Here is a 25,861-nt window from a genome sequence, read left to right on the forward strand (position 1 = left end):
TGTCACCGGGTGTACAAACGTTGTCAGCCCAGCAGCGACAGCACCAGCTGCGGCATCTGCGAGGTCTGCTTGAGCATGCTGATGCCCGACTGCACCAGCATGTTGTTCTTGGTCATGCCGACACTCTCCTTGGCCATGTCGGCGTCGAGGATGCGCCCCTTGGCCATCTCGGTGTTGTCCTGCATGTTGGCCTGGTTGTTGATGATATGGCCGAGGCGGTTGATGTTGGCGCCGAGCTCGCCGCGCAGGGCGCCGACGTTGTCGAGCTGGGTGCTGATCGTCGCGATCATGTCTGCCGCGCCGGAGCCGGTGATTTCAGAACCGCTGGCGCTAGGCGTACCGCTGACGAACTGGTTGGACACATCCGAGAGGCCATCGATCAGGCCGCTGACTGCGCTCGAGACGTTGACGGTCAGCTGCTCCTCCTTGGTGGCACCGACCTGGAAGTTCACCGCGTTCTTGAACTTGCCGGTCGTACCGTCGATGCTGAACAGCTTCTCGCCGCCGAAGGCGGTGTTGCTCATGACATTGGCCAGCTCCTTGCCCAGGGCATCGTATTCACGCTGCATGGAGGTGCGATCGGCGGTTGAGTTGGTGTCGTTGCCCGACTGGGTGGCCAGGTCCTTCATGCGCGACAGGATGTCGGTCATTTCATTGAACGCGCCTTCGGCGGTCTGCAGCAGCGAGGTGGCGTCGCCGGCGTTGCGCATGGCCACTTCCATGCCGCGCGACTGCGCGTTCAGACGCGTGGCGATCTGCAGGCCGGCAGCGTCGTCGGCGGCGCTGTTGACGCGAAAGCCGGTGCCCAGCCGCTGCTGGTTGGTGGCCAGCATGTTGCTGCTCTTGTTCAGCGAGGTCTGGGTCATCAACGACGAGTAGTTGGTGTGGATGGACAATGCCATGGGCGGTTTCCTTGTTCACAAGTTGAGGGTGTGAACCGGCGGCAAAAGCGCCGGTTGGACAACAGAGGCGACGGCGCAGCTGGCAGAGTTAAATGGCGGCGACTGCGCTTTGCAGCCCTTTGAGTGAAGGGGAAGCCGAGGTTCCGCTCCAGGCGTCGAGGCACCGGGTGATGGGGAAGCGGCGAGGTCCAAGACCTGCGCAGATGATGGAAAAAATAAAGCCAAATCAATGAGTTGTGATTGATTGGTGGATTGGCATGACGCCTGCTCGGTGCTCCCGGAGCCTTTTCCGGACGCGCCCGCATTCATGAAGCCCATCATCCCCGTCACCCGACCGCAGCTGCCTTCGCTGGCCAGCCTGATGCCCTTGCTCGAGCAGATCTGGGACAGCCGCCAGTTGACCAACGGCGGGCCATTGCACCAGCGCTTCGAGCAGGCCTTGGCGGATTACCTGGGAGTCGAGCACCTGTCGTTGTTCGCCAACGGCACGCTGGCGCTGATGGCCGCGTTGCGTGCCCATACCGACCGGGACACCCGTGGGCGTGACCAGGTCATCACCACCCCCTATTCGTTCGTGGCCACTGCCCACGCGGTGCGCTGGAACCAGCTGACGCCGGTGTTCGTCGACATCGACCCGGTCACCCTCAACCTCGACCCGAGCTGCGTCGAGGCCGCGATCACCGAGCGCACCACGGCGATCCTGGCGGTGCATTGCTACGGCCGACGCTGCGACACCGCAGCGCTGCAGGCCCTGGCCGATCACTATCAGCTGCGGCTGATCTATGACGCCGCCCATGCCTTCGCCATCCGCGACGCCGGCGGCAGCCTGCTGCGCCACGGCGACTGCAGCGTGTTGAGCCTGCATGCCACCAAGGTGTTCAACACCTTTGAAGGCGGCGCCATCGTCAGCACCAGCGCGGCGGCCAAGCAGCAGATCGACCGGCTGCGCAACTTTGGTTTCGTCGACGAAACCCGGGTGGCCAGTGTCGGCATCAACGCCAAGATGCCCGAGTTCAACGCCGCCATCGGCTTGCTGCAGTTGCCGGCCATCGACCAGGCGCTGGCCGCGCGGGCGAGGGTGGCTGCGGCCTATCGCCAGGCGCTGGCCACGTTCGACGGCCTCGAGCCGCTGCTGCCCCTGGCCGGCCAGAACGAAAACAACGGCTACTTCCCGATCCGCGTCGGCGCGGCCTTTCCTCTGAGCCGAGATGCGCTGTACGAGCACCTGCGGGCTCAGGGCATCCACGCGCGACGGTACTTCTACCCACTGATCTGCAACCTGGAGGCTTACCGCACCGGCGCAGGCAGCCGCCATCCGTTGCCCAACGCGAACCTGATCGCCGAGCAGGTGTTGTGCCTGCCGATCTACCCCGACCTGGCCGCAGACGATTTCGAGCGTGTCATCGCCGCGCTCGGCACTGCCCATGCCAGCCATAGAAACGCCAGGCCGTGCCTGATTCCCGATCCATCCGACGCGAGGTAAACCATCATGAGCGAAGCCCTTTTCATCGACCGCTTCATTCGCGCCACCGATTTCAGTGAGCCCGTACCGATCACCCTCGACAGCGTCCTGCGCGACCTGCCCGAGTGGGATTCACTGGCGGCGCTGGGGGTGATAGTGATGTTCGATATGGACTACGCCAAGGTCATCAGCGGCGACGATCTGCACCGCGCGGTCACCGTCGGTGACCTGCACCGGATGGTGATCTGAGCATGGCCATAGTCACCCTCAACCGAGTGCGCTATGCCGGGTTGGCCAGCTGCGTGCCGCGCCGCCAGCTCTCCAACCTGCTCGACTGCCCCCCTGAGCAGCGCGCCGAGCGCCAGCGCCTGGTGCGCAACATCGGCATCGAGCACCGGCGTATTGCCCCGGCCTGGCAATGTTTCTCCGACTTGGCCGTGGAAGCGGCACAGGCCCTGATCGGCCAGCTGCAATGGCGGCTCGAAGACATCGACGCGTTGATCGTGGTCACTCAATCGGGCGATTACATCGCCCCGGCCACTGCGGTGATCCTCCAGGATCGCCTCGGCTTGCCGCACTCCACGGTCGCCTTCGACGTCAACCTCGGCTGTTCGGCCTACCCCTTCGCCCTGCATGTGCTCGGCTCGATGATCAGCGCCGGCGGCATTCGCAAGGGGCTGCTGCTGATCGGTGATCGCTGCGCCACGCTCGACAACCCGATATTCGGCGATGCGGCCACGGCCACGGCGCTGGAGTTCGACAGCGCGGCGCCGCCCATGCACTTCGACCTCAACAGCGATGGCAGCGGTTTTCGCGCAATCATGCTGCCGGTGGGTGGTCACCGTGAACCTACGGCAATCCATCATCTGCTGGCCAAGGGCTCAGCTTGCGACCCGCGCGCACTGATTCTCGACGGCAACGCCGTGCTCGGTTTTGCCACCCAGCGAGTGCCGCCCGCAGTCGAGGCGATGCTGGCCCATGCCGGCCTGACGAGGGAGCAGGTGGACTACTTCGTCTTCCACCAGGCCAATCGCATGATCAACGAAACCCTGCGCTGCAAACTGCAACTGCCGGCAGACAAGGTCCCCAGCTCGCTGCGCGATTTCGGCAATACCAGCAGCGCCTCGGTGCCGCTGACCCTTACCCTGTGCCTGCGCGAGCGCCTGCAGACACCGGCGCGCCTGCTGCTGTGCGGCTTCGGCATCGGCCTGTCGTGGGGCACCTGCGTGGTGGATGTGGCGGATGCGGTGTTTCCCGAGCTGGTGCAGGCATGATGCCCGCCAGCGCTGCGCCACATCCCTTCGACCTGAGCGGCAGAACCCTGCTGGTCACCGGCGCCAGCTCCGGCATCGGCCAGGCCACGGCGCTGGCCTGCGCGCGCATGGGCGCCACAGTGGTTGCCAGCGGCCGCAATGTGCAGCGCCTGGGCGCGACCCTGGCCCAGCTCCAGGGCATCTCGGCCCAGCCGCATCAGGCTTGCCAGGCCGACCTGACCTGCGCCGACGCCTGTACCCGCTTGCTCGACAGCCTGGTGCGGCCGATCGATGGCCTGGTGCATGGCGCCGGGATCGCCTGCCTGCGGCCGGTGCGCCTGATCGACCGCGAGCATCTACGCCAGCTGTTGCAGATCAATTACGAAGCGCCGGTGCTGCTGACCCGCCATCTGCTCGACCGACGCCTGCTGGCGCCGGGCGCCTCGATCGTCTTCGTGGCCTCGATCGCCGCCCACGTCGGCGTTGCCGGCAACGGCGCCTATTCGGCGAGCAAGGCTGCCTTGGTGGGCATGGCGCGGTGCCTGGCACTGGAGGTCAGCCGCCACCGCATGCGGGTCAACTGCCTGGCACCGGGCCTGGTGGAAACGCCCTTGCTGGCGACGGCGCGCCGCGCCATTGGTTCTCTGGAGCAACAGCTGGGCGAATACCCATTGGGCTTCGGTGAGCCTGACGATGTCGCCAACGCCGCGATCTACCTGCTTTCCGACGCCAGCCGCTGGGTCACGGGGACCACTCTGGTGCTCGACGGCGGCTTGACCCTCTCTTGATGGAACTCTCCCTATGCATGACCTGATCATCATCGGCGCGGGCGGCTGCGGCCGTCAGGTGCTGTCCCAGCTGCGACTGGACCCGGCCCATGGCGTCGCCTGGCGGCTGGGAGGTTTTCTCGACGAACGCGGCCCCGAGGTTGTCGATCCGATCTTGGGGCTCCCTTGGTTGGGCGACCCCGCGAGCTTTCAACCTGCCGTCGGGCAAAGGCTGGTGGTAGCCGTCGGCGACACTCGCAGTCGCCAGCGCCAGGTCGCCGCGTTGCTGGCCAGAGGCGCGCAGTTCGAGCGCATCACCTCGCGCTGCTTCATCGGCGAGCGCAGCCAGGTCGGGCGCAGCTTCATCGGCCTGGACGTCAGCACCGGCAGCGATTGCCGTCTCGGCGATTTCGGCTTCATCGACATCGAGGCGCGCCTGGGGCATGACGTGGTGCTCGAAGACTTCGTGCAGATGGGGCCCCGCTGCCTGCTCGCCGGCCACGTGCATGTCGAACGCGGGGCCACCCTGCACTCGGCGGCCCTGGTGGCGCGCGGCGTGCGCATCGGTGCCGGGGCCACGGTCGGCCTGGGCGCCGTGGTACTCCAGGATGTGCCGGCCGGGGCGACCGTGGTCGGCAATCCGGCGCGGGTAGTGTTTCACCGCGACGTCAATGCGGGAGGCTGGCCATGAGCGCGCATCCTGCACCGCTGGTGAGCATCGTCATACCCGCCTACAAGGCCGTGTATTTCGAAATCGCATTGCAAAGTGCCTTGGCCCAGACCTGGCCGGCGCTGGAGATAGTGATTGGCGACGACAGCGCCGACCAGGCCATCGCCGATATCGTCCAGCGCTACCAGGACGGCCCTGTGCCGATCCGCTACCAGCGCAACCCCGAGCCGCTCGGGGAAGTGGGCAACCTGGCGCGCTGTATCGAACAGGCCCGCGGCACCTACATCAAGCCGTTGTACGACGACGACGTGCTGCAACCAGGCTGTGTGCCGGCGCTGGTGAGCGTGCTGCAGCAGCAGCCCGAGGTCGCCCTGGCCGCAGTGCGGCGCCGGCGCATCGGCCCCGACGGCGAAGTGCTGGAACCCATCGTGCACACGGTGCCAGTGTTCGGCGAAGACGTTGTACTCGAGGGGCCGCCACTGGTCGCCTGGCTGGCGGAGCAACGGCTCAATTTCATTGGCGAGCCCAGCTGCATCATGGCCCGGCGCAGCGACCTGCAGCCGCTCGGTGACGGCCTGATGAGCCTCGACGGCGTGCTGATCGAATGGCTCGGCGACCTGACGCTGTATTGCAACCTGCTGCAGCACGGATCGCTGGCGCTGCTCGATGCGCCCTTGTGCGACTTTCGCGTGTCGCCCCAGCAGTTCAGCCAGGCGGGGCGTGATCAGCCAGGCATCGGTGAACATAGCCACAGCCAGTTCAGCAGCGGTCTGCGGGCATTGGGCTGGTGCGACCCGGCGTATGACGGGCAGCACGTACAGGTGCGCTGTCTGGGCGACGGCGTGGTCGAGCAGGTGGACCTGCTGACGCGCCTGCGGCAGGTGTTCGCCAGCCTCAACGCCAGCGCCGAGGTCCAGGCCTGGCTGGCGCGGCGGGTACCCGACCACACTGAACAAGGCCTGATCGATGCCTACCTGCACGCCCGGGACGGCGGCCCCCGATTGGCGGTGTACCTGCTGAGCGATGGCTGCCAGCCCGGGGCGCTGGCCGCCACGCTGCGCAGCCTGGAGCAGGCTCGCGAGCATTATCCGGCGCTCGCCGTGCAGGTGATCGAGCATGCGGTGGGCGCGCAGCGGGTCGGCCTGCTCAACCAGGCGCTCGGGCAGTGCAGCAGTACCTGGTGCATGCTGGCGGCTGCCGGCGACGAGTTCACCCCGGCCGGGCTGATGATCGCCGGGCTGGAGCTGGCCGCCCAGCCGGCGTGCCACGCACTCTATGGCGACAGCGTGCGGCGCCTGGCGGACGGTCAGTTGCGTCACGCCATGCGCCCGGATTTCAGCCTCGACTACCTGCTGTCCTGCCCGCGCAGCATGCTTGGCCATTGGTTGTTCAAGCGCGAGGTGGTGCTGCAGGAGGGCGGTTTCGCGGCGCAATTCGACCGGGCGCTGGAGTGGGAGATGATCCTGCGTCTGATCGACCAGCGCGGCGCGGCCGGCATCGGCCATGTGTCCGAGGTCTGGGCCATTGTCGCCGATGTGCCAGCGGTGCATCAGCCGCAGCAGCAGCGGGCGTTGTTGCGTCACCTGCAGCGGCGCGGCTACGCCGACGCCCAGGTGCACAGCCCCGGCCCCGGGCTGTTCGCTATCGATTACTGGCATGCGGCGGCGGCCAGCGTCTCCATCCTGGTGGTGCCCGGTACCCAGCCGGCGGCGCTGGAGCGCTGCCTGTTGAGTGTGGTCGAGCATAGTCGTGGCAGCGATTTCGAGGTGCTGGTGGCCATCGAGCCGCGTCTGCCGGCGGCCAGCCGCCAGTGGCTGCTGGCCTGCGCGACATTGCCGGGGGCGCAACTGCGCTGCGTCGAATTGCCAGCGGGCTTGTCCCACAGTGCAGCGTGCAACCGGCTGGCCGCCCAGGCCCAGGGTGAGTACCTGCTGTTGCTGCGCAGCGAGGCTGCCGCCATGCACAGCGGCTGGCTCGAGGCGCTGCTCAATCATGCCCAGCGGCCCGAGGTCGGGGTGGTCGGCGCCCTGGCCCTGGATGCAGAGGGCCACGTGGTGCATGCAGGCACGCTGCTCGGCCTGCAGGGCGCCGCCGGCGGGGCGCTGCAGGGTTGGCCGCTGGCCCATGAAGGTTATGGTCAGCGCTTGCGCGTCGAGCACAACTACAGTGCCGTAGGCGGTGCCTGCCTGATGGTCCGCGCCTCGCTGTACGGCGAGTTGGCAGGTCTGGACGAGCAGTTCGCCGACGCCGGCAGCGACACCGACCTGTGCCTGCGGGCCGGCGAGCTTGGCTACCTGACGGTATGGACGCCACGCGCGCGGTTGCTCTACAGCGTGCCACCCGCCGAGTTGCCGTCTCTGGCGCAGCAGGCCTTGCGGCGGCGCTGGCTGGAGCGGTTGGCACGTGACCCGGCGCATAACCCGAACCTGTCGCTCAACCGTGCCGGGGGCTTCGAACTGGCCGACGCCAACCTGAGCTGGCGGCCGCTGGTCTGGCGCCCGTTGCCGGTGATATTGGCGCAGCCGGCCGATTTCGCCGGATGCGGCCAATACCGGGTGATCCAGCCGCTGCGCAGCCTGAAAAACGCCGGGTTGGCCGAAGGCGTGCTGGGCGGCGGCATGACGCTGCTGGACGTACAGCGCTATGCGCCAGACTCGATCATCCTGCAGCGGCCAATCAGCGCCTCGCGCCTGGAGGCACTGGGCCAATTGCACGAGTTCTCCCAGGCATTCAAGGTCTATGAGCTGGATGACTACCTGCCGAGAGTGCCGATCAAGAACGTGCACCGTGCGCAGATTCCCAAGGATGTGCTGCGCACGATCGCCCGTGGCCTGGCTTGGGTGGACCGTTTCGTGGTGTCGACCCAGCCACTGGCCGAGGCCTTCGGCCACCTGCACGGCGACATCCGGGTGGTGGAGAATCGCCTGGACCCTGCCTGGTGGGGCCAGCTGCCGGCGCCCGCCGTCAGGGCCGGCGGCAAGCCGCGAGTGGGCTGGGGCGGCGGGATCAGTCACAGCGGCGATCTGGACATGATCGGCGATGTGGTGCGGGCCCTGGCCGGGGAGGTTGACTGGGTGTTTTTCGGCATGTGCCCGCCGGCCCTGCGGCCTTTCCTCAAGGAGTACCACCCAGGGGTGCCGATTGCCAAGTATCCGGCGAAACTGGCCAGCCTGGGGCTGGACCTGGCGATCGCTCCTCTGGAAGAGAATCTGTTCAACACCTGCAAGAGCAACCTGCGCCTGCTGGAACTGGGCATCTGTGGTTATCCGGTGGTGTGCAGCGATGTGCCCAGTTTCGCCTGCAACCTGCCGGTGACCCGGGTGCGCAACCGCTTCAAGGACTGGGTGGCCGCCATTCGCGGGCAGCTTGCCGACCCGGCGGCCAACGCTCTGGCCGGCGTGCGCCTGCAGGCGGCCGTACGTGAGCACTGGATGCTCGACGCGGGCCACCGGCAGACCTGGCTCAAGGCCTGGCTGCCCGATTGAGCGTCACGGCGTGGTCGTACTGACCACGCCGCCCTCCACCACCCACGCCTGCACCCGTTTGCCGCTGCCCAGGTTGCGTACTTCGATGGCTGCGCCGCGGCCGCCGCTGCTCAATGCCTCGCCCTCGGTGCTGGCCCGCACCTGGCCGTGGCTGGCCTGGATCAGCACGCGCTCGCCGCGCCGGATCAGCAAGCTGGGCTCCAGCAGGCTGGGGCTCAGTACCTGCCCGGCGCGGATGCGCCGCCGCGCGCTCATCCCGTCCAGCTGCGCCGGGTCACTGATCAACCCGCGGGGGTGCTGGCTGGGGTGCACACGCCGCCATTGCAGGTCGGCCATGCGCACCGGCGCCTGGCGGGCAATCTCGCGGGTGCTGACCAGTGCCTGGACGAGCGGTGGCTCGGCGGCCGCAGTCATCGGCAGCAAGGCCAGCAGGCCATGGGAAGCGAGCTTTCCGCACCGCCGGAGCAAGCCTTCGCACAGCGGAACCAGGGCTGCCGAGAGTCGTCCGCGAATTTTAAAAAAATCCATTGAAATCAATAGCCTGAGTTGTTCGTAAGGTCAGGCATGGTTTCTGCACCAAGCCTGGCCAGAAGGTTTGCAAAAAACAGGCCCTGACTCACAAGGAGCGGCTATGAGCTTTGCCATTGATCGAACCCTGGGCGTACACGCCCAGGCCATCGGCCTGCACATTCGGCGCAGCGAGATTCTGGCCGCCAATCTGGCCAATGAAAGCACACCCGGCTTCAAGGCCCGCGACCTCGACTTCGCTGCCGAAATGCGCCGCTCGGCGCAGGTGTCCGACAGCCGCCTGATGTATCGCGTGCCGACCCAGCCGGCGCAGGACGGCAACACCGTGGAGGCCAGTGTCGAGCAGGCCGCCTTCGCCAAGGCCAGCCAGGACTACCAGGCCAGCCTGACCTTTCTCAACCAGAAATTGCGAGGCCTCAAGCAGGCCATAGAGGGGCGCTGAGCCAATGTCGTTCGATTCCATCTACCGCATCGCCGGCTCGGCCATGAATGCCCAGACCGTGCGCCTGAATACGGTGGCCAGCAACCTGGCCAACGCCGATTCTGCGGCTGCCAGCGCGGACAGTGCCTACCAGGCGCGCAAGCCGGTGTTCGCCGCTGTGTACGCCAACGACCTGCTGACCCGCGGCGTCGGCCTGGGCGGCGCCCATGTGCAGGTGCTCGACGTGGTCGGCTCCGGCCGCGCGCCGCAACGCCGGCATGAGCCCGACCATCCGCTGGCCGACGGCAGTGGCTATGTCTTCTATTCCGACGTCAACCCGATCGAGGAGATGACCGACATGATGTCCGCCAGCCGCAGTTTCGAAACCGGCGTCGAGGTGCTCAACCGGATCAAGGGCATGCAGCAGGGCCTGCTGAAGCTGGGAGAAGCCTGATGAGCACGATCACCCCGCGTGACCTCGAGCGCTCCGGCCTGCCCCGTGAGACCCCCGTCACCACCCCGCGTACCAGCGATTCGCAAGAGATCGAGAACCAGTTCCTGGCCCTGATGGTGGCGCAGATCCAGAACCAGGACCCGACCAAACCGGTGGACACCTCGGAGTTCATTCAGCAGTTCGCCGCCATGTCCCAGGTCAAGAGCCTGGAGAACATGAGCAAGCTGACCCAGAGCAACCTGATCCTGCTCGACAACCTGCAGACGCTGACCGCTGCCAGCCTGGTGGGCCAGCACGTCAAGGTGGCGGTGGACAGCATCCAGGTGGAAGGCGAGGTGATCCAGGGTTCGGTAGAGCTCGAGCATGCCGCCAACGACGTGGTCATCACCCTTACCGACAGCAATGGCCAGACCGTGGAAGTCAAGCTGGGCGCGGGCGAGGCCGGCCAGCTGGACTTCACCCTCGACCCCGAGGCGCTGGGCCTGGCGCCCGGCGAATACCAGATCGAAGTCAAGACCGGGGCGGGCGAGACGCCGCCGGTGGAGATCACCGGCCTGGTCACCGGCGTGCGCGTGACGCCCGACGGCACCCTGCTCGAGGTCAAGGGCGCCGGGCGCGTGCCGCTGCACAAGATCACCGAATTCAGCCAGGGCTCGATGGGAGCGTTGTTCCAGCCATCGGCCGCGGCCTTCATTCCATCTTCCGCAACAGGATTGCCAGCATGAGTTTCAATATCGCGACTTCCGGGCTCAACTCGGTCACCGAGCAGCTCAATGCCATCAGCCACAATATTGCCAACGTCGGCACCACCGGGTTCAAATCCTCGCGGGTGGAGTTCGGCAGCCTGTACGCGGATGGCCAGGCCATGGGCGTGGGGGTCATCAGCATGACCCAGAGCGTCGGCCAGAACGGCGCGCTGGTGAATACCGGGCGCGATCTGGACATGGGCATCTCCGGTGGCGGCTTCTTCATCACCCGTGGCACCAACGGCGACACCAGCTATACCCGCAATGGCGTGTTCGGCACCGACAAGGACAACTTCGTGGTCGATGCCAACGGCCAGAACCTCATGGGCTACCCGGTGGATGCCGCCGGCAACCTGTTGGTCGGAACCCTGCGCGAACTGCAGATCCTGTCGGGCAACATCCCGGCGCGGGCCACCGATACCCTGGACTTCACCCTCAACCTCAACGCCGGTGAGAAGGTGCCTACGGTCACCCCCTTCGACCCGGACAATGCCGACAGCTACAACTTCACCTACACCACCAAGGTGTTCGACTCCCAGGGCAAGGAGCACACCGTCACCCAGTACTTCGCCAAGACCGCCGACAACCGGTGGCAGGCGCATTACTACAACCAGGGCCAGTCGGTGGGCGGCCCGCAGCTGCTGGAGTTCTCGCCTGGCGGCGGCCTGACCGCGCCCACTGGCACGGTCGACATCAGTTTCACGCTGCCCGGTGTCAACCCCATGAACATCGCCATCGACTACACCGGCACCACTCAGTACGGCTCGGACTTCGTGGTCACGACCAACAAGGCCTCCGGCTACGCCGCCGGCGAGCAGACCGGCCTGGCGGTGGAGAAGGACGGCAAGGTCTACGCCAAATACAGCAATGGCGAACGTCTGCTGCAGGGCCAGGTGGTAATGGCCAGCTTCGCCAATGCCGGTGGCCTGAAGAACGAGAACGGCACGCGCTGGAGCGCCACCGGCGAGTCCGGTGCGCCGCTGCTGGGGACACCGGGCAGCGGGCCGCTGGGCAGCCTGAGCGCCGGCACCCTGGAGGCTTCCAACGTGGACCTGACCCAGCAGTTGGTCGGGCTGATGGAAGGCCAGCGCAACTACCAGGCCAACAGCAAGGTGCTGACCACCAGCAAGGAACTCACCCAGATCCTCTTCGGCTCGATTTGAGGGCTACCCCATGGACCGTCTCGGCTACACCGCCATGACCGCCGCCAGCCGCACCATGACCGCGTTGAGCGTGCGCGCCAACAACCTGGCCAATGCCAACACGCCAGGCTTTCGCGCCGACCTGGAACAGGCCAGCGCGGCCCCCGTGCCCGGTTACGGCTATGACAGCCGGCACCTGGCGCGCGTCCAGGACAACGGCGTGAGCCTGGCCGCCGGCAGCCTGATGGCCACCGGTCGCGACCTCGACTTCGCCATCCAGGGCTCCGGCCTGATCGCTGTGCAGGGCACCCAGGGCGAGGCGTACACCCGCCATGGCAGTTTGCAGGTGGACAGCGACATGCAGCTGGTGGCACACGGTCGCCCGGTGCTGGGCGAGGGTGGCCCGATCACGTTGCCCGCCCACGACCGGCTGCATATCGGTCGCGACGGCACGATTTCAGTGTTGCCCAGCGGCGAAACGCAGCTGGTCGAAGCCGGTCGCATCAAGCTGGTCGATGTGCCGGCGGCCGACCTGGCCAAGGACCCCACCGGGCTGTTGGTCCTGCGCGCCGGCGGCAGCGCCGAGCAGGACGAGGCCGTCTCCCTGGCCAGCGGCTATCTGGAAAGCAGCAACGTGTCCTCCATCGATCAATTGGTCGCCACCCTCAGCCTGAGCCGACTGTTCGAGACTCAGGTAAAAATGATGAAAGCCGCCGAAAACCTCGCCGACGCGGGCAACCGCATGATTCGCGGCAGTTGACGGCGCCCGACAGGAGAATGCAATGAGCTCGGCATTGTGGATCAGCAAGACCGGCCTGGCCGCCCAGGACAAGGCCATGGCCGCCGTGGCCAACAACCTGGCCAACGTCAACACCGTCGGCTTCAAGGCCGACCGGGTGGTGTTCGAGGATCTGTTCTACGCCATCGAACTGCAGCCCGGCGCCCAGGCCGACCAGGTCAACACTGTGCCCTCGGGTATCCAGCTGGGCAGCGGCGTGCGCGTGGTCGGCACGCAGAAGGTGTTTACCCAAGGCAGCATGCAGACCACCAACCAGCCCATGGACCTGGCCATCGTCGGCCGCGGCTTTTTTCAGGTCGAGTCGCCCTCCGGGGACGTGCACTACACCGAGAGCGGTCAGTTGCAGCTCAACGCCGAGGGCATGCTGGTCAACGCCCAGGGTCTGGCCCTGGTGCCGGCGATCGAGATGCCGGCCGGCAGTTCGCGTTTCACCGTGGGCAGCGACGGCATCGTCACCGCCTTGCTTCCCGGCGACACCGAGCCGGTGGAGCTGGGGCAGATCCTGCTGGCCAATTTCATCAACCCGGCGGGCCTCGAGGCCTTGGGCGGCAATCTGTACCGCGAGACGGTGGCCAGTGGCGAGCCGGTCGAGGGCGTGCCGGGCCAGGACGGCCTGGGTAGCATCAAGCAGGGCGTGCTGGAAGGCTCGAACGTGGAGGTGGTCGAAGCCATGGTCTCGATGATGGCCATCCAGCGAGCCTACGAGGCCAATGCCAAGGTGCTGGATGCCTCCTCGGGGATGCTGCAATTTCTCAATCAGACGGTTTGAGGCCGATCATGCGAATGGCGCTCGTGCTGGTGGGCCTGCTGCTGTGCGGCGGCTGCCAGAGCTTCAGGGAGATGCTCCCGGACGACGACGGCAGCGACTACCAGCCGCCGGCGCTGGTCTACGACCTCGCCGAAGGGCAGGCCGGAGGGCTGTACCGCAGCGGTTTCAGTGGCTCGCTGCTGCAGGACAAGCGCGCGCTGCGGGTCGGCGACATCCTCACCATCGTGCTGGACGAATCGACCCAGTCGAGCAAGAGCGCTGGCACCAGTTTCGGCAAGAGCAGCAAGGCCGGCATCGGCGTGCCGACCATTCTCGGCAAGCCCTACGCCAACCTCGAAAGCTCGGCCAATGCCTCGCGCGACTTCAACGGCGCCGCCAAGAGCTCGCAGCAGAACACCCTGCGTGGCTCGATCGCGGTGACCGTGCACCGGGTCCTGCCCAACGGCACCCTGCTGATCAAGGGCGAGAAAACCCTGCGGCTCAACCAGGGCGACGAGTACATCCGCCTGGCCGGGCTGGTGCGCACCGACGACATCAACCGCTTCAACCAGGTGTCGTCGCAGAGCGTTGCCAATGCGCGCATCTCCTATGCCGGGCGCGGTGTGCTCAACGACAGCAACTCGGCGGGCTGGTTGACGCGTTTCTTCAGCCACCCGCTTTTTCCTTTGTAGTGTTTCCTTTGTTGTGGTTCCAGCGAGGCCTTGATCATGCGTAACCTCTTCCTGCTGGCGGCTTGCCTGCTCTTCTGGCACCTGCCGGCGCGCGCCGTGCCGTTGATGGACCTGGTCGATATCGAAGGTGTGCGCGCCAACCAGCTGGTCGGCTACGGGCTGGTGGTGGGGCTCGATGGCACCGGCGACAAGAATCAGGTCAGGTTCACCAGCCAGTCGATCAGCAACCTGATCAAGCAGTTCGGCGTCAACCTGCCGCCCAATGTCGACCCCAAGCTCAAGAATGTGGCGGCGGTCACGGTCACGGCCGATATGCCGCCGTCCTATGGGCCCGGGCAGCGCCTGGACGTGACCGTGTCTTCGCTGGGCGATGCCAAGAGCCTGCGCGGCGGCCAGCTGCTGCTGACACCCTTGCTCGGCATCGACGGCGAGGTCTACGCCCTGGCCCAGGGTGGTGTGGTGGTCGGCGGGGTCAGTGCCGAAGGGCGCAGCGGTTCGCGGGTGGCGATCAACACCGTCAACAGTGGCCGCATCGCCAGCGGCGCGACCGTGGAGCGCGGCATCGCCAGCGATTTCGGCAGCCGTGAAGGGGTAGCGTTGAACCTGCGCCAACCCAGTTTCCAGACCGCCACGCGGGTGGTCGAGGCGATCGACCGGCGCTTCGGTGCCGGCACAGCCACGGCACTGGACGGCACGCGCGTGACCCTGCGCGCGCCGGCCGAGCGCAACCAGCGCACCGCCTTCGTCGCCCTGCTCGAGGCGCTGGAGGTGGACGAGGGGCGGCAGCGGCCCAAGGTCGTGTTCAACAGCCGCACCGGCACCGTGGTGGTCGGCGAGGGGGTGCGGGTCAAGGCGGCGGCGGTGGCTCATGGTTCGCTCTCGGTGGTGATCGGCGAGACACCGCAGGTCAGCCAGCCGGGTCCGCTCTCCGGCGGCCAGACCGCCGTGGTGCCGCGCTCGCAGGTCAGCGTCGAGCAAAGTGCGAGTGGCATGTTCAAGTGGCCGGAAGGCGCCAGCCTCGACAGCATCATCGCCACGGTGAACAGCCTGGGCGCCAGCCCCGATGACGTCATGAGCATCCTCCAGGCGCTGGAGCGCGCCGGGGCGCTGAATGCCGAGCTGCTGGTGATCTGAGCATGAGACCCTTGGATTTCCCCCTCACGGCCCTGCCGGCCGCGCCTGACACGCCCACGCCCACGCGGTTGGACGAGGCCGCCGAGCAGTTCGAAGCGATGTTCCTGCGCCAGCTGCTCAGGCAGATGCGCAAGGCCGGCGACGTGCTGGCAGCGGACAACCCGTTGCGCAGCGCGCAGACCGATACGCTGCGCGAGATGCACGATGACGCCCTGGCCGACAGCCTGGCGCGCCGGCGCCAGACCGGCATCGCCGAGCTGCTGGTGCGCCAGTTGGGCCGGCCGGCGCCGCCACCGCCTGGCGAGGCAACGCCCGGCCCGGCCCTGCCGGCCACAGCCGCGAGGACTGCGCTGGGGATGGAGGAGATCGCCAACCGGGTCTTCGGGCCGCTGGTCGAGGGCTGGGCCGGCAGGGTCACCCGCGGTGCCGGCATGCTGCTGCGGCTGGTGGAGCGGGTCATCGCCCATGAGTCGGCCGGGCAGGTCGCGGCCGTATCACCCAAGGGCGCGCTGGGCCTGATGCAGTTGATGCCTGACACCGCGCGGGAAATGGCCGCGCAGCTGGGGCTGGTTTATGACCACCGGCGCCTGACCCGCGACGGCGAGTACAACAAGCGGCTGGGCACGGCCTATCTGGCGCAACTGCTGCGCCGCTACGACGGCGAAACGGTGCTCGCTGTGGCGGCCTACAACGCTGGCCCAGGCCGCGTCGACCAGTGGCTGCAGCAGTACGGTGACCCGCGGCGCGGCGAGGTCAGCGCGCAGCGCTGGATCGAAACCATTCCTTTCGAGGAAACCCGCCAGTACACCCGGCGGATTTTCCAGGACTTGTATGGCCACAACGGATTTAAGCCAGCGCCGCCGTCCGCCGCCTTGAGCCAGCAACCCCGCAGCGAGTACAAGGAACCCTTGGCATGAGCATCATGAGTCAGATCGGCTTCAGTGGCGTCAATGCCGCGCAGATAGCCATGAACACCACCGCGCAGAACCTGGCCAACCTCAACACTCCGGGGTTCAGCCGGCTGACCACGGCGTTCACCTCGGTCGGCGGCCAGGGAGGGCGCATCGGCGGCGGCGTGGAGGTCAGCGGCATCCGCCGCATGACCAGTGATTTCAACAACCAGCAGCTCTGGCGAGCCGGCTCTCAGGCCAGCTACCACAACGGTGCCGGGCAATACCTGGGCGGCCTGGAAAAGCTGATGGCAGGGGAAGGCTCCAGCATCAGTGTCGGGCTGGACAAATTCTTTGCCGCCCTCAGCGAAGCCAGTACCACCCCCGAGAACATCGCCCTGCGCCAGCAGATCATCAGCGAGGCGCGCAACCTGACGCAGCGCTTCAATGGCCTGAACCGCAACATCTCCGACCAGCTTGGCGACCTGCGCCAGCAACGCAGCAGCATGACCAGCGAAGTCAACGGCGTGGCCGCCAATATCGCGGTGCTCAACCGCCGCATCGCCGATGCCCAGGCCACCGGCCAGGACAGCTCGGCATTGCGCGACCAGCGCGAAACGCTGGTCGCCGAGTTGGGCCAGTTCGCCGAACTGCGCGTGCGCGAAAATCCCAGCGGAGCGCTCGACATCAGCTTCGCCAACGGCCAGCCGCTGGTGGCCGGAAACACCGCAGCGACCTTGCAAGTCACCACCTTGGCCGACGGTGCGCAGCAGCTGTCGCTGAGTTTTGCCGGCACCGCTTTTCCCTTGCAGCAGGAACGCCTGGGCGGCAGCCTGGGTGCACTGCACCGCATGGAGACCGAGCAGCTGCTGCCGACCCGTGCCGCCTTGCGGGAAATGGCCGGCGAGATGGCCGCGGCGATCAACGCCACGCTGGCCACGGGCTTTGACCTGGACGGCAATCCCGGCCAGGCGTTGCTGAGCTTCAACCCGGCCAATGGCCAACTGGAGCTGACCGACCTGCGCCCCGAGCAATTGGCGTTTTCCTCGGTGGCAGGCGAGCACGGCAACAACGAGGTACTGCTGGCCCTGCTCGAGCTGAAAAACCGCGAGATCTCCATCGGCGGCCGGCCGGTCATGCTCAACGACGCTTATGCCGGGTTGCTCGGCAACGTAGCCAGCGCCAGCCGGCAGAACCTCGAAGACTTCAAGACCGCGATGGGTGTGCTCGAACACGCGCAGAACCAGCGTGACAGCCTCAGCGCGGTCAGCGAGAACGAAGAAGCGATCAACCTGATGACCTTTCAGCGCACCTACCAGGCCAACATGAAAGTCATCGAAACCGCCAACCAGTTGTTCGACAGCATGCTGGCGGCATTCTGACCGGCCGAGGAGTGAACCAATGCGCGTAACCACAGCCCAGACCCAGGCCATGATCAGTGGCAGCCTTAACCGCAACGGCAGCGCCATGGCCCATCTGCACGCGCAGATGGCCAGCGGCTTGCGCCTGCAGAAACCCTCCGATGACCCGGTCGCCAGCGTGCGTGTGCTGCGTCTGCAGCGCGAGGAGGCGGCACTGGACCAGTACGGGAAGAACATCGATAACCTCAGCCACCGCCTGGCGGCCCAGGAGACGGGGCTGAAGTCGGGCTCCGAGGCCTTGCTCAACCTCAACGACCTGCTGCTGTGGGCCAGCAATGGCGCCAATACCGCCGAGGACCTGCGCAGCATGGCCGGCCAGATGCAAAGTCTGGAGCAGAGCCTGGTGGCCTTGTTCAACGGGCGCGACGAAGACGGGCGCTATCGCTTCGCCGGTACCCGCACCGACACGCCGGCGCTGACCTTCGATCCGGCCAGCGGCCGCTACAGCCTCAGCGGCAACGATCAGCACCGCCAGGCGGCGGTGGCCAACGGGGTGCTGGTCAAGGAAAACGTCACGCTGCACGAAGTGCTGGGCGCCAATCCTGAGCTGCTCAACGACCTGCATGCTTTGGTGCAGACCCTTCAGGATCCGGCCCTGGACCCCGCCGACCCGGCCGTGCAGGCCCAGCTCAAGGGCATGCTCGGGCGGGTCGACGACAGCCATCGCGCCTTGCTCGGGATGATGACCGAACTGGGCAGCCGGCAGAATCATCTAAGCCTGCTGGCCGAAGGCAACGAGGACGCCTCGATCGTCCACCAGAACCTGCGTGAGCAGCTGACCGCGCTGGACTACCCCAAGGCGACCGTGGCGCTGGCTCAGCACGAGTTGGCCATGCAGGCGTCGCAGAAGACCTACCTGAAGATCGGCGCGCTGTCGCTGTTCAACCTGATGTGATGACCGCGTGAAGATCGATCAGCTCGCCACTCGGGCTTGCGCGCCCCCCGGACTGCATTGGCCGGCGCCGGCAGCCGCCGCTGCCGAGCCCGCTGCGCGGCAGGCCGGCGCGGCGCTGGCGCGTCAGCCCGGCCAGGCGGCCGAGCAGGCGCTGCAGTTCAACCGCGACGCTTCGTTGCAGCAGGTGGCCCTGGACTACCTGGGCCGGCTCGAAGAGCGCGCCGTCGGTGTGCTGCAAACGCTGGCGGCGCGGCGCTCGGCGTCTGCCGAAAGCGCGCTGCAAGGTGCCCGAGCCGGGCTCGAGCGGACGCTGGAGCAGCGCGCGGCGGGGCTGGGTGAGGTGCTTGACGGGCAGTTGCGCGCCGGGCCGGCAACCCGCGCGCGGGTGCAGTTCGAGGTGGCCGGCCTGGCATCGTTGCGCGCCGTGCAGGCGGCCGGCGCCGAGACCTTGTTGTTCAGCGTCGGCCCTCAGGCCGGCGGACCGCTGGCGGTGGTGCTGGACGAGCACCTGGGCCCTGCGCGCCTGTTGCGCCGCTTCAATGCCAGCCTCGGCCAGGCCGGTGTGCAGGTGCGGGTCGAGGCAGACAGCCGCTTGCTGTTCGAGATCGACGAAGCGGCCTGGCCGGCGTTGCGCGAACACCTGGCGATCCGCGGTGAGGGGCGCCTGTTTGCCGCCACTGGCTGGCAGGTGCCGCCGCTGCGCGAGCAGAGCCTGCAGGCCGAGTTGCGCCAGGCGCCCGCCGGCCCGGTGTTGCGCGCCTTGGGCGAGCAGGTGCTGGAGCGTATTCGAGCCGCCCGCGAGTACTTTCAACAGCAGCAGAGCCAGCTGCGCCAACAGCTGGGCGGGGAGACCCGGGCGGCAGCGGAAAAACGCCGCGTGGCACTGGACTTCGTCGAGCGTCTGAACGACGCCAAAACCACGGCCGCTGGCGCTCCCAGCCATTTTCAGTTGAACGCCCGGGCTGCCAGCGTCAACCGCGCCATCGCCCGTTCGGCGCTCACGCGCCGCTCTGTTCTGGGCCTGTTGGCTTGAGCGCCGTTGGTCTGCGCAGGCTTGCCGGGACGGCATTTGTCGTGCTGTCGTGTCATGAAATGAGCAGTCCCTGACACATTAGCTCACCTATAGCGCAAAAGGTTTCGCCATGCACGACCCTTCTGCAGCGGCCTTCTGGTGTTCGACCTCGGCCCTTGTCCTCTTGTTGACGGCAGTGATCCTGCTCGGCGTGATCGCCTGGAGCAGCGTGGCGACCTTGCTGTTGCGTCGACGAGAACTGGCCAACGGCCATACGCGGGTGTTGATCTGGGACGCCAAGGTGGCCCTGCGCCGGGTCGAAACCGTGTTCGAGCGGTTTTTCTGGGGCGGCTACTGGCAGCCGGCGCGCAGTTTCCAGGAGGTCATGGGCGACCTCGGCGGCACGCCACTGGACACCAGCCTGGCGGCGCTGAAGCTGCATTGCCGCGTGCTCGACGAGGAAATGGGCGAGGGCAATTGGCATTGGCTCAAGGACGCCCGCGAGCTGAGCAATGTCGCCACCTCACTGGCCCGCCAGCGTTTTCTCATGGAGTGCGCCGAACCGGCCCAGGCCGGCGAGATCAATGGCGAACTGGAGATGCTGGTGTACACCTGGACCACCCAGCTGCGCACTTTCGAGCACCATCTGGACAGTCTGGAAAATGAGTATTCCTAGGCGCAGACGCGGCCTGGCCACCCGAGAGGGCGCCAGGCCGGTTTGACCTCAAAGCCAGCTCACCACCGTTGCTTCGGGCAGGCGGGACTTGGGCAGCTTGGCATTGAAGTCGCTCTCGGCGCGGTAGCCCAGAGCCGCCACCACCACGCTGGTATAGCCCTTCTCGCGCAGGCCCAGGGCCTTGTCGAGGGCGCGGAAGTCGCAGCCTTCGATCGGTGTGGCGTCGACACCGCTGGCGGCGGCCGCCAGCAGCAGGGTGCCGAGGGCCAGGTAAGTCTGCTTTTCCATCCAGTGCTGCAGGTCTTTCTGGTCATAGCGGTGCAGGTTGACGTAGCTCAGGCGGCTGGCGGCGGTGCCGGCCTTGGCCTGTTCGGTGTCGAAGCGACCATCGGCGGTTTCCTGGGCCAGCACGGCGTCCAGGTGCTCGTCGGTCATGCTGGTGCGGGTGCAGAACACGATCACGTGGGAGGCGTTGAGCACCTTGCCCTCGTTGTAGGCATAGCCTTCGTGCATGCCGGCGGCGGCGATCTGCTGGCGCGCTTCGGGGGTGGCCGCGACGACGAAATGCCAGGGCTGCGAGTTGACCGACGACGGCGCGTGGCGCAGCAGGGTCAGCAGCTCCTGGAAGGTCTCGTCGGGGATGCGCTTGGCGGCGTCGTAGGCCTTGGTGGTGTAGCGGGTCTTGGACAGGCTGTGCAGGCTCATTTCGGTCTATTCCAGTAATGGATTCGGGTCAGAAACCTTCGAGGACGATCTTGCCTTGGGCACGGCCGCTTTCCAGCAGCTGGTGCGCACGGCGCAGGTTGGCGGCATTGATGGTGCCGTAGTGTTCGCCAAAGGTGGTTTTCAGCACACCCTGGTCGACCAGCTCGGCCACCCGCTCGAGCAGTTCATGCTGGCGAATCATGTCGGCGGTCTGGTACAGCGAGCGGGTGAACATCAACTCCCAGTGCAGCGACAGCGCCTTGCGCTTCATCGGCACCACATCGAGGCTGGCCGGGTCGTCGATCAGGGCCAGCTTGCCTTGCGGTTGCAGCGCTTCGATCAGCTGCTCGAAGTGGCTGTCGGTGTGGGTCAGGCTGGCCACATGGGTGACCTCGCCGACGCCAGCGGCCTGCAACTGGGCGAGCAGCGGTTGATGGTGGTCGATCACATGATGGGCGCCCAGATCGCTCACCCACTGGCGGGTTGCTTCGCGCGAGGCGGTGCCGATCACGGTCATCTGCGTGAGTTGCCGCGCCAGCTGCACGAGGATCGAACCGACTCCGCCGGCCGCGCCGACCACCAGCAGGCTTTGCCCGGCACCGCCGCCTTCGGCGACGCCAAGGCGGTCGAACAGCAGCTCCCAGGCAGTGATCGCGGTCAGCGGCAGGGCGGCGGCCTGGGCGTCGCCGAGGCTGCGGGGCTTGTGCCCGACCAGGCGCTCGTCGACCAGGTGCAGTTCGCTGTTGGTGCCCGGGCGGATCAGCGAGCCGGCGTAGAAGACTTCGTCGCCGGCCTTGAACAAGGTGACGTCATTGCCCACGGCCTTGACCACGCCGACAGCGTCCCAGCCGAGCACCCGCGGTTCAGTCACGGCGACGCCGGCGCGAATCTTGGTGTCGACCGGGTTCACCGACACGGCGCGGACCTGCACCAGCAGGTCGCGCGGGCCGGGCGTCGGTTCGGGCAGGTCGATGTCGATCAACGCATCGGCGACGTCGATGGGGCCGTTGCGGGTGTAGGCGATAGCTTTCATGGCGAAGCTCCTGAAGGGGGTGTCAGTACATGGGACCAGTCTGTGCTTCCGCTGACTCCGGAAAAAGAGGCAAAATCGGGTAGCACTTTCACTGGAGCCGTGAAAATGGTTCGTCTTGATGACCTCGGTCTGTTCGTGCGTTCGGCCGCGCTGGGCAGTTTTTCCAATGCCGCGCGTGAGGCCGGCCTGTTGCCGGGCCAGGTCAGCGCGGCGATCCAGCGCCTGGAGCGCGAGCTGGATGTGCGGTTGTTTGCCCGTTCCACCCGCAGCCTGCGCCTGACCGCCGAGGGCGAGCGCTATCTGGATCACGCCAGCGAGGCCCTGCATGCGCTGCAGGCCGGTCAGGAGCAGCTGCGTGGCGAGGACACGCAGTTGCAGGGTGTGTTGCAAGTGTCGGCGCCTTCGGACCTGGGCCGCAATGTGCTGCTGCCATGGCTGACCGAGTTTCGCCGCGAGCACTCGGCGCTGACCCTGCGCATGCATGTATCCGATCAGTTGGCCGATGTCTTTCGCGACCCGGTCGACGTCGCCATCCGCTATGGGCACATGCAGGACGCCAGCTATGTGGCCATGACGCTGCTGGCGGACAACTGCCGGGTGCTGGTGGCCGCGCCCGCCTATGTCGAGCGCCAAGGCGCGCCCCAGAGTCTCGAAGAGCTGAGTCGGCACGCCTGCCTGTGCTACACACTGGGCGGGCGAGTGCATGATCGTTGGCTGTTTCCGGCGCCGGGCAACCCGCGGCGCAGTGTAGTGGTCAGCGGCACCTTGATCAGCGACGACGCCGAGCTGGTGCGGCGCTGGGCGGTGGCGGGCGAAGGCATCGCCTACAAGTCCTGGCTGGATGTGTGCGACGACGTGCGCGCCGGGCGCTTGCAGGTGCTGCTGCCCGACGTGCCTGGCGAACCCTGCCCATTGCAGCTGGTGTGCCCGCACCGCCGCCAGTATTCGCCGGCAGTGCAGCAGCTTTATCAATGGCTGCGCCTGCGCTGCGAGCAGCGCGCTAGCGCTGGATGAGCGAGAACAGTGACGCGGCCGCATGCCTCACCCGCTTGATCTCGCGGCTGGCAGAGAACTCGCCGGCCTCCTGGCGACGGCGGTTGAGCTGCACGTTGAGGCCTTCCTCGTAGCGTTCCTGCAACAATGCCAGCAAGGCCGGCACGTTGAAATGCGGCTGCTCTTCGGGCACCGCCAGCGGCACGATGTGATCGAGGTCGAGCAGCTCGCGGTTGTAGTCCAGCGCCTGCTTGATGAGCTTCGCCTGGGCCGGGTCCTCAGGGTTCCAGGCGCCGGGCGGCACCAGCCGGTCGACCTGGTTCATCACGCCGACCAGTACCGGCGGCTTGCGGTCGTTGTTGGCGCTTTCCCAGGCCTCGATCAGGCCGCGAAAGTGCTGGTCCAGAGCACGGGCCGGCTGGTTGGCCTTGAGCACCCAGAGCACCAGGTCGCAGTCGATGACCTGCTCGAAGAGTTTCTTTTCCAGTTTGCCATCGCCATTGAGCCCAGGCAGGTCGACCAGGTTCATGGCCTCTTCGCCGTCTACCGAGCAGGCGTAGACCTGCACCTTGTCGGTGGCGGGCAGGGCACTGACCTCGGCGCGGATGCTCGCGGTCAGGACATTGACCAAAGTCGACTTGCCGGCGCCAACCTGGCCGATCAGGCACACGCGCAGGGCCTCGGGCGCGGCCGCCATGCGCTCACGGTCTTCGTCAGAGGCGTCGCTGCGCGGCAGGTCGGCATCGTCAAAGCGAAAGTGGCCGCCATACAGGTCGATGGCGACCTGCAAGACTTCCAGCAGCAGCAGGTGCTTGAGGCGCAGCTGGAACTCATCGCTGAGCCCGCCCAAAGCCTTGTCCGACAGATGCCCGCGCAGCTCGGCGAGCACCCCTTGCGGGGAAAACCAGCGGGCCTTGCGGTACAGGTTATAGGCGTTCATCAGCCATGGCCCGTAACGCTCGACCCGTTCGCCGAGGGTCATCAGCGAGGAGATCTTCATGCGCTCGATCATCGGCACGTTGGCCTTGAGCACCTCGCGGTAGCGGCGGCTGACCTGCTCGGCGATGGCCAGGAATTCGATGGGGGTGAAGGCCCAGGCGGCGGTGTCGGGATTGTCGCTGTAGCGTGCGGCAACCAGGCGCAGCACCTCCAGGCCGAGGTCCGGCAAGGCTGGCCACTCGGGCTGCACGGCGAGCATCTGCTGCACGTGGGGCAGCACGGCGGCGTGGGCCTGGCGGTCACGCTCGGTCCAGTAGCTCGGGGTTTCCAGCGATTGCTCGAGGGCGACGTCCAGTGCCGGCACCGCCTGGGTGCGCACGCGGCGCTTGAGCACCCACCACGGCAGCAGGCCCATCAGCAGCAGGACCACCAGCACCACCACGAACGGCAGCAAATAGCCGAAGTGGAACACTGCATACACTCCGAAGCCGGCCAGCGCCAGCAGCGGCGCCAGGGCGGCGATCAGCAGCAGTGGCAGCGTACGTTCAAGGAGTCTTGTCATCGTTGGCCACCGGCAGGATATGGTCGAAAGCCTGTTTGAACTTGGCCTTGAGGTCTTCGGAGGTCACGGCTTCGCCGCGCTGCTTCCTGTAGAAATACATGCAGGCGACCCGGCCCAGGGCGAAGGTGAAGCAGTAGCTGGCCACCGCCGCCGAGGCGCCGCCGATAGTCTGGCCGTACACCGGAATGAATTTGACCAACTGGCGCAGACCCAGCCGCGAGGCATACTGGATGCCGAACCCGGCGCCCATGGCGGCGCTGAATTCGCCGAGCAGGCGCTTGCTCCAGTCCAGCCCGTACTGGTTGGCCAGGCTGTGAAGCATCTTCGCCTGGATCGCCGGCACCGCCACCAGGCCGACCCCGGGCAGCGCATCGCTGGCCCCGGCGGCGCCGGCGTACCACATGATCTCGCGCTTGAGCTGCTGGAAGTTGAGCTCTTCGCTGTTGTCGTGGGCCTGGTCGTCGAACAGCTCGGCAAGGATCGGCAGCATCGCCTTGAGCCTGGCACTGAGCACTTCGAGGCCGACCGGCTGGCCGTCACGGCCATAGAAGTCGACGGCGATGCTGTCGATCGGGCCCCATACGCTTTCAACCTGCTCTTCGTTGTGGCGCAGGCAGCGGGCGCGATCCTCGTCGTCGAGCAGCTCGATGCCGGTCTGCACCAGCAGGGCCTGCTTGATGTGCCCGGCGCGCTTGATCTGCTTGAGTGCCTTGAGGATCTGCGATTGTTCCGGGTCTTCGGCGCGCATCACCAGGATCAGCGCATTGCTCGCCGCTTCCAGGTTGCGGATGTCTTCGGCCGGGTCGTAGTTGGCCTCGGCCAGCCCGCGGGTGTCCATGAATGCCAGCACCGGGGTGTCCTGCGGGTAAAGGTACTGCGAGGAGGTCATGGTGCAGGGCTTGAAGCCCTGGCCGACCTCGATCTTGTCCAGCCCGGTCAGCGCGCGAATCAACGACGACTTGCCGGCGCCGGTCTTGCCCAGCAGCCACAAGGTCGGCAGGTGGTTGGCGCTGTGCACGAAGGCCGACTGCAGATTGGGGTTCTTCTCCGGGTTCAGCTTGCGGTAGATATCGCCAAGCAGACTCATGGGGCGGTGACTCCTGATAGGCAGCTCGATATGTTAGGACAACCGCTTGGGCGGGGTTGTTGCTTCAAATATCACCCCGGCCTGGCTCGCCATCTGTGACCGTTCACACGGTAGGCGTAGGAGATTCTATGGTTGCAAACAACGGTTGACTGCTCTTGATGTTCGACGACAGCCCGCCATGCACCCAGGCGGTCATAGGTAATGCCACTGGAACGGCACGTTCGAAGCAAATGTATGCGCCGGCGAAGCTGGCGATAGGCCGCGCGGGCGGCCGGTGGTCGTGATTGAATTTCAGGACAGACGTGGGAGGGGCAAAGCCCCGAGAGGCCGCCAGGCCGGTTTGATCTTCGGGCGCCCGGCGAAATGTCCAATATGGCCACCACCGGCCGCCCGCGCGGCCTATCGCGGGCTTCGCGCGCTCCCACATCTGTTTCGATTTATATGC

At 66.6% G+C, this 25,861-nt stretch carries 26 protein-coding genes; 20 read left to right on the forward strand and 6 right to left on the reverse strand.

The genetic code is table 11. The features are described 5' to 3' along the window. Positions 1-23: 23 nt before the first annotated feature. Positions 24-902 carry a flagellin gene (locus tag SFA35_RS01360; protein ID WP_320574366.1) on the reverse strand — a complete coding sequence of 293 codons (879 nt, stop codon included), beginning with the start codon at positions 900-902 and terminating at the stop codon, positions 24-26. A 307-nt stretch (positions 903-1,209) separates the two neighbouring features. Here SFA35_RS01360 and SFA35_RS01365 point away from each other — a divergent pair, with 307 nt between their 5' ends. Genes SFA35_RS01365 through SFA35_RS01390 form a run of 6 tightly spaced genes read left to right on the forward strand, consistent with a single transcriptional unit; the run spans position 1,210 to position 8,539 of the window. Then, on the forward strand, positions 1,210-2,385 hold the full coding sequence (locus tag SFA35_RS01365; protein ID WP_320574367.1) for a DegT/DnrJ/EryC1/StrS family aminotransferase: 1,176 nt from the start codon (positions 1,210-1,212) through the stop codon (positions 2,383-2,385). A 6-nt stretch (positions 2,386-2,391) separates the two neighbouring features. Next, positions 2,392-2,613: an acyl carrier protein gene (locus SFA35_RS01370; protein ID WP_320574369.1), complete on the forward strand. Its 222-nt coding sequence runs from the start codon at positions 2,392-2,394 to the stop codon at positions 2,611-2,613. Positions 2,614-2,615: 2 nt separating this feature from the next. After that, a complete protein-coding gene (locus SFA35_RS01375) occupies positions 2,616-3,638 on the forward strand; it encodes a ketoacyl-ACP synthase III (protein ID WP_320574372.1) in 1,023 nt (340 codons plus the stop codon). Then, positions 3,635-4,405, forward strand: a complete 771-nt coding sequence (locus SFA35_RS01380; RefSeq protein WP_320574374.1) for an SDR family oxidoreductase — start codon at positions 3,635-3,637, stop codon at positions 4,403-4,405. Before SFA35_RS01375 ends, SFA35_RS01380 begins: the two co-directional genes overlap by 4 nt. Before the next feature lie 13 nt (positions 4,406-4,418). Continuing rightward, positions 4,419-5,075, forward strand: a complete 657-nt coding sequence (locus tag SFA35_RS01385) for an acetyltransferase (RefSeq protein ID WP_320574376.1) — start codon at positions 4,419-4,421, stop codon at positions 5,073-5,075. Beyond that, complete coding sequence (locus tag SFA35_RS01390) at positions 5,072-8,539, forward strand: glycosyltransferase (protein ID WP_320574378.1); 3,468 nt, start codon at positions 5,072-5,074, stop codon at positions 8,537-8,539. Before SFA35_RS01385 ends, SFA35_RS01390 begins: the two co-directional genes overlap by 4 nt. Positions 8,540-8,542: 3 nt before the next feature. Here the strand turns inward: SFA35_RS01390 and flgA are convergent, their stop codons facing one another. Continuing rightward, positions 8,543-9,067: a flagellar basal body P-ring formation chaperone FlgA gene (gene flgA, locus SFA35_RS01395; protein ID WP_320574380.1), complete on the reverse strand. Its 525-nt coding sequence runs from the start codon at positions 9,065-9,067 to the stop codon at positions 8,543-8,545. Positions 9,068-9,170: 103 nt separating this feature from the next. Here flgA and flgB point away from each other — a divergent pair, with 103 nt between their 5' ends. The 13 genes from flgB to SFA35_RS01460 all read left to right on the forward strand — a co-directional run bounded on the left by flgB (position 9,171) and on the right by SFA35_RS01460 (position 20,097). Continuing rightward, the gene (gene flgB / locus SFA35_RS01400; RefSeq protein ID WP_320574382.1) at positions 9,171-9,509 is read left to right on the forward strand and encodes a flagellar basal body rod protein FlgB; all 339 of its coding nucleotides are present in this window, start codon (positions 9,171-9,173) and stop codon (positions 9,507-9,509) included. 4 nt (positions 9,510-9,513) lie between these two features. Then, a complete protein-coding gene (gene flgC / locus SFA35_RS01405; protein WP_320574385.1) occupies positions 9,514-9,942 on the forward strand; it encodes a flagellar basal body rod protein FlgC in 429 nt (142 codons plus the stop codon). Continuing rightward, positions 9,942-10,667, forward strand: coding sequence for a flagellar hook capping FlgD N-terminal domain-containing protein (locus SFA35_RS01410; protein WP_320574387.1), 726 nt, complete (start codon positions 9,942-9,944; stop codon positions 10,665-10,667). The genes flgC and SFA35_RS01410 overlap by 1 nt, the downstream gene beginning before the upstream one ends. Next, positions 10,664-11,851 carry a flagellar hook protein FlgE gene (gene flgE / locus SFA35_RS01415; protein ID WP_320574389.1) on the forward strand — a complete coding sequence of 396 codons (1,188 nt, stop codon included), beginning with the start codon at positions 10,664-10,666 and terminating at the stop codon, positions 11,849-11,851. Before SFA35_RS01410 ends, flgE begins: the two co-directional genes overlap by 4 nt. Positions 11,852-11,861: 10 nt before the next feature. Beyond that, on the forward strand, positions 11,862-12,590 hold the full coding sequence (locus tag SFA35_RS01420; RefSeq protein ID WP_320574391.1) for a flagellar basal body rod protein FlgF: 729 nt from the start codon (positions 11,862-11,864) through the stop codon (positions 12,588-12,590). Between the two features lie 22 nt (positions 12,591-12,612). Further along, positions 12,613-13,398, forward strand: a complete 786-nt coding sequence (gene flgG, locus SFA35_RS01425; protein WP_320574394.1) for a flagellar basal-body rod protein FlgG — start codon at positions 12,613-12,615, stop codon at positions 13,396-13,398. A gap of 8 nt (positions 13,399-13,406) precedes the next feature. Continuing rightward, entirely contained in the window at positions 13,407-14,069 is a 663-nt protein-coding gene (gene flgH, locus SFA35_RS01430) for a flagellar basal body L-ring protein FlgH (protein WP_320574397.1), read from the forward strand. Positions 14,070-14,105: 36 nt separating this feature from the next. Further along, positions 14,106-15,203 (forward strand): flagellar basal body P-ring protein FlgI, encoded by a 1,098-nt coding sequence (locus tag SFA35_RS01435; RefSeq protein ID WP_320574404.1) that lies wholly within the window; start codon positions 14,106-14,108, stop codon positions 15,201-15,203. A 2-nt stretch (positions 15,204-15,205) separates the two neighbouring features. Continuing rightward, on the forward strand, positions 15,206-16,120 hold the full coding sequence (locus tag SFA35_RS01440; RefSeq protein ID WP_320574406.1) for a lytic transglycosylase domain-containing protein: 915 nt from the start codon (positions 15,206-15,208) through the stop codon (positions 16,118-16,120). Then, a complete protein-coding gene (flgK, locus tag SFA35_RS01445; protein WP_320574408.1) occupies positions 16,117-17,475 on the forward strand; it encodes a flagellar hook-associated protein FlgK in 1,359 nt (452 codons plus the stop codon). The genes SFA35_RS01440 and flgK overlap by 4 nt, the downstream gene beginning before the upstream one ends. 19 nt (positions 17,476-17,494) lie before the next feature. Further along, positions 17,495-18,409, forward strand: coding sequence for a flagellar hook-associated protein FlgL (flgL, locus tag SFA35_RS01450; RefSeq protein ID WP_320574410.1), 915 nt, complete (start codon positions 17,495-17,497; stop codon positions 18,407-18,409). Between the two features lie 7 nt (positions 18,410-18,416). Beyond that, complete coding sequence (locus SFA35_RS01455) at positions 18,417-19,442, forward strand: hypothetical protein (RefSeq protein ID WP_320574412.1); 1,026 nt, start codon at positions 18,417-18,419, stop codon at positions 19,440-19,442. 109 nt (positions 19,443-19,551) lie between these two features. Beyond that, entirely contained in the window at positions 19,552-20,097 is a 546-nt protein-coding gene (locus SFA35_RS01460; protein ID WP_320574414.1) for an NADH:ubiquinone oxidoreductase subunit N, read from the forward strand. A gap of 48 nt (positions 20,098-20,145) precedes the next feature. On the opposite strand, the gene nfsB is transcribed toward SFA35_RS01460, so the two are convergent. After that, positions 20,146-20,802 carry an oxygen-insensitive NAD(P)H nitroreductase gene (gene nfsB, locus SFA35_RS01465; protein ID WP_320574417.1) on the reverse strand — a complete coding sequence of 219 codons (657 nt, stop codon included), beginning with the start codon at positions 20,800-20,802 and terminating at the stop codon, positions 20,146-20,148. Between the two features lie 28 nt (positions 20,803-20,830). After that, positions 20,831-21,835, reverse strand: a complete 1,005-nt coding sequence (locus SFA35_RS01470) for a zinc-binding alcohol dehydrogenase family protein (RefSeq protein ID WP_320574419.1) — start codon at positions 21,833-21,835, stop codon at positions 20,831-20,833. Between the two features lie 105 nt (positions 21,836-21,940). Between SFA35_RS01470 and SFA35_RS01475 the strand changes: the two genes are divergently transcribed. Continuing rightward, on the forward strand, positions 21,941-22,849 hold the full coding sequence (locus tag SFA35_RS01475) for a LysR family transcriptional regulator (protein WP_320574422.1): 909 nt from the start codon (positions 21,941-21,943) through the stop codon (positions 22,847-22,849). On the opposite strand, the gene SFA35_RS01480 is transcribed toward SFA35_RS01475, so the two are convergent. Together SFA35_RS01480 and SFA35_RS01485 are read right to left on the reverse strand one after the other, a co-directional pair. Then, a complete protein-coding gene (locus SFA35_RS01480; protein ID WP_320574423.1) occupies positions 22,836-24,329 on the reverse strand; it encodes a GTPase family protein in 1,494 nt (497 codons plus the stop codon). The genes SFA35_RS01475 and SFA35_RS01480 overlap by 14 nt on opposite strands. After that, positions 24,313-25,416, reverse strand: coding sequence for a YcjF family protein (locus SFA35_RS01485; protein ID WP_320574424.1), 1,104 nt, complete (start codon positions 25,414-25,416; stop codon positions 24,313-24,315). The genes SFA35_RS01480 and SFA35_RS01485 overlap by 17 nt, the downstream gene beginning before the upstream one ends. Positions 25,417-25,861 lie beyond the last annotated feature (445 nt).

The sequence above is a fragment of the Pseudomonas sp. HR96 genome, from assembly GCF_034059295.1.
Classification (GTDB): domain Bacteria; phylum Pseudomonadota; class Gammaproteobacteria; order Pseudomonadales; family Pseudomonadaceae; genus Aquipseudomonas.

What these genes read in the sequence shown, in the direction of transcription:
- SFA35_RS01440 (WP_320574406.1), top strand. Translation starts at nt 15,206, where the DNA reads ATGAGACCCTTGGATTTCCCCCTCACGGCCCTGCCGGCCGCGCCTGAC.
- flgB (WP_320574382.1), top strand. Translation starts at nt 9,171, where the DNA reads ATGAGCTTTGCCATTGATCGAACCCTGGGCGTACACGCCCAGGCCATC.
- SFA35_RS01380 (WP_320574374.1), top strand. Translation starts at nt 3,635, where the DNA reads ATGATGCCCGCCAGCGCTGCGCCACATCCCTTCGACCTGAGCGGCAGA.
- SFA35_RS01375 (WP_320574372.1), top strand. Translation starts at nt 2,616, where the DNA reads ATGGCCATAGTCACCCTCAACCGAGTGCGCTATGCCGGGTTGGCCAGC.
- flgE (WP_320574389.1), top strand. Translation starts at nt 10,664, where the DNA reads ATGAGTTTCAATATCGCGACTTCCGGGCTCAACTCGGTCACCGAGCAG.
- flgL (WP_320574410.1), top strand. Translation starts at nt 17,495, where the DNA reads ATGCGCGTAACCACAGCCCAGACCCAGGCCATGATCAGTGGCAGCCTT.
- SFA35_RS01410 (WP_320574387.1), top strand. Translation starts at nt 9,942, where the DNA reads ATGAGCACGATCACCCCGCGTGACCTCGAGCGCTCCGGCCTGCCCCGT.
- SFA35_RS01365 (WP_320574367.1), top strand. Translation starts at nt 1,210, where the DNA reads ATGAAGCCCATCATCCCCGTCACCCGACCGCAGCTGCCTTCGCTGGCC.
- flgK (WP_320574408.1), top strand. Translation starts at nt 16,117, where the DNA reads ATGAGCATCATGAGTCAGATCGGCTTCAGTGGCGTCAATGCCGCGCAG.
- flgA (WP_320574380.1), bottom strand. Translation starts at nt 9,067, where the DNA reads ATGGATTTTTTTAAAATTCGCGGACGACTCTCGGCAGCCCTGGTTCCG.
- SFA35_RS01460 (WP_320574414.1), top strand. Translation starts at nt 19,552, where the DNA reads ATGCACGACCCTTCTGCAGCGGCCTTCTGGTGTTCGACCTCGGCCCTT.
- SFA35_RS01385 (WP_320574376.1), top strand. Translation starts at nt 4,419, where the DNA reads ATGCATGACCTGATCATCATCGGCGCGGGCGGCTGCGGCCGTCAGGTG.
- flgG (WP_320574394.1), top strand. Translation starts at nt 12,613, where the DNA reads ATGAGCTCGGCATTGTGGATCAGCAAGACCGGCCTGGCCGCCCAGGAC.
- SFA35_RS01485 (WP_320574424.1), bottom strand. Translation starts at nt 25,416, where the DNA reads ATGAGTCTGCTTGGCGATATCTACCGCAAGCTGAACCCGGAGAAGAAC.
- SFA35_RS01470 (WP_320574419.1), bottom strand. Translation starts at nt 21,835, where the DNA reads ATGAAAGCTATCGCCTACACCCGCAACGGCCCCATCGACGTCGCCGAT.
- flgH (WP_320574397.1), top strand. Translation starts at nt 13,407, where the DNA reads ATGCGAATGGCGCTCGTGCTGGTGGGCCTGCTGCTGTGCGGCGGCTGC.
- SFA35_RS01360 (WP_320574366.1), bottom strand. Translation starts at nt 902, where the DNA reads ATGGCATTGTCCATCCACACCAACTACTCGTCGTTGATGACCCAGACC.
- nfsB (WP_320574417.1), bottom strand. Translation starts at nt 20,802, where the DNA reads ATGAGCCTGCACAGCCTGTCCAAGACCCGCTACACCACCAAGGCCTAC.
- SFA35_RS01480 (WP_320574423.1), bottom strand. Translation starts at nt 24,329, where the DNA reads ATGACAAGACTCCTTGAACGTACGCTGCCACTGCTGCTGATCGCCGCC.
- SFA35_RS01390 (WP_320574378.1), top strand. Translation starts at nt 5,072, where the DNA reads ATGAGCGCGCATCCTGCACCGCTGGTGAGCATCGTCATACCCGCCTAC.
- SFA35_RS01435 (WP_320574404.1), top strand. Translation starts at nt 14,106, where the DNA reads ATGCGTAACCTCTTCCTGCTGGCGGCTTGCCTGCTCTTCTGGCACCTG.
- SFA35_RS01370 (WP_320574369.1), top strand. Translation starts at nt 2,392, where the DNA reads ATGAGCGAAGCCCTTTTCATCGACCGCTTCATTCGCGCCACCGATTTC.
- SFA35_RS01420 (WP_320574391.1), top strand. Translation starts at nt 11,862, where the DNA reads ATGGACCGTCTCGGCTACACCGCCATGACCGCCGCCAGCCGCACCATG.
- flgC (WP_320574385.1), top strand. Translation starts at nt 9,514, where the DNA reads ATGTCGTTCGATTCCATCTACCGCATCGCCGGCTCGGCCATGAATGCC.
- SFA35_RS01475 (WP_320574422.1), top strand. Translation starts at nt 21,941, where the DNA reads ATGGTTCGTCTTGATGACCTCGGTCTGTTCGTGCGTTCGGCCGCGCTG.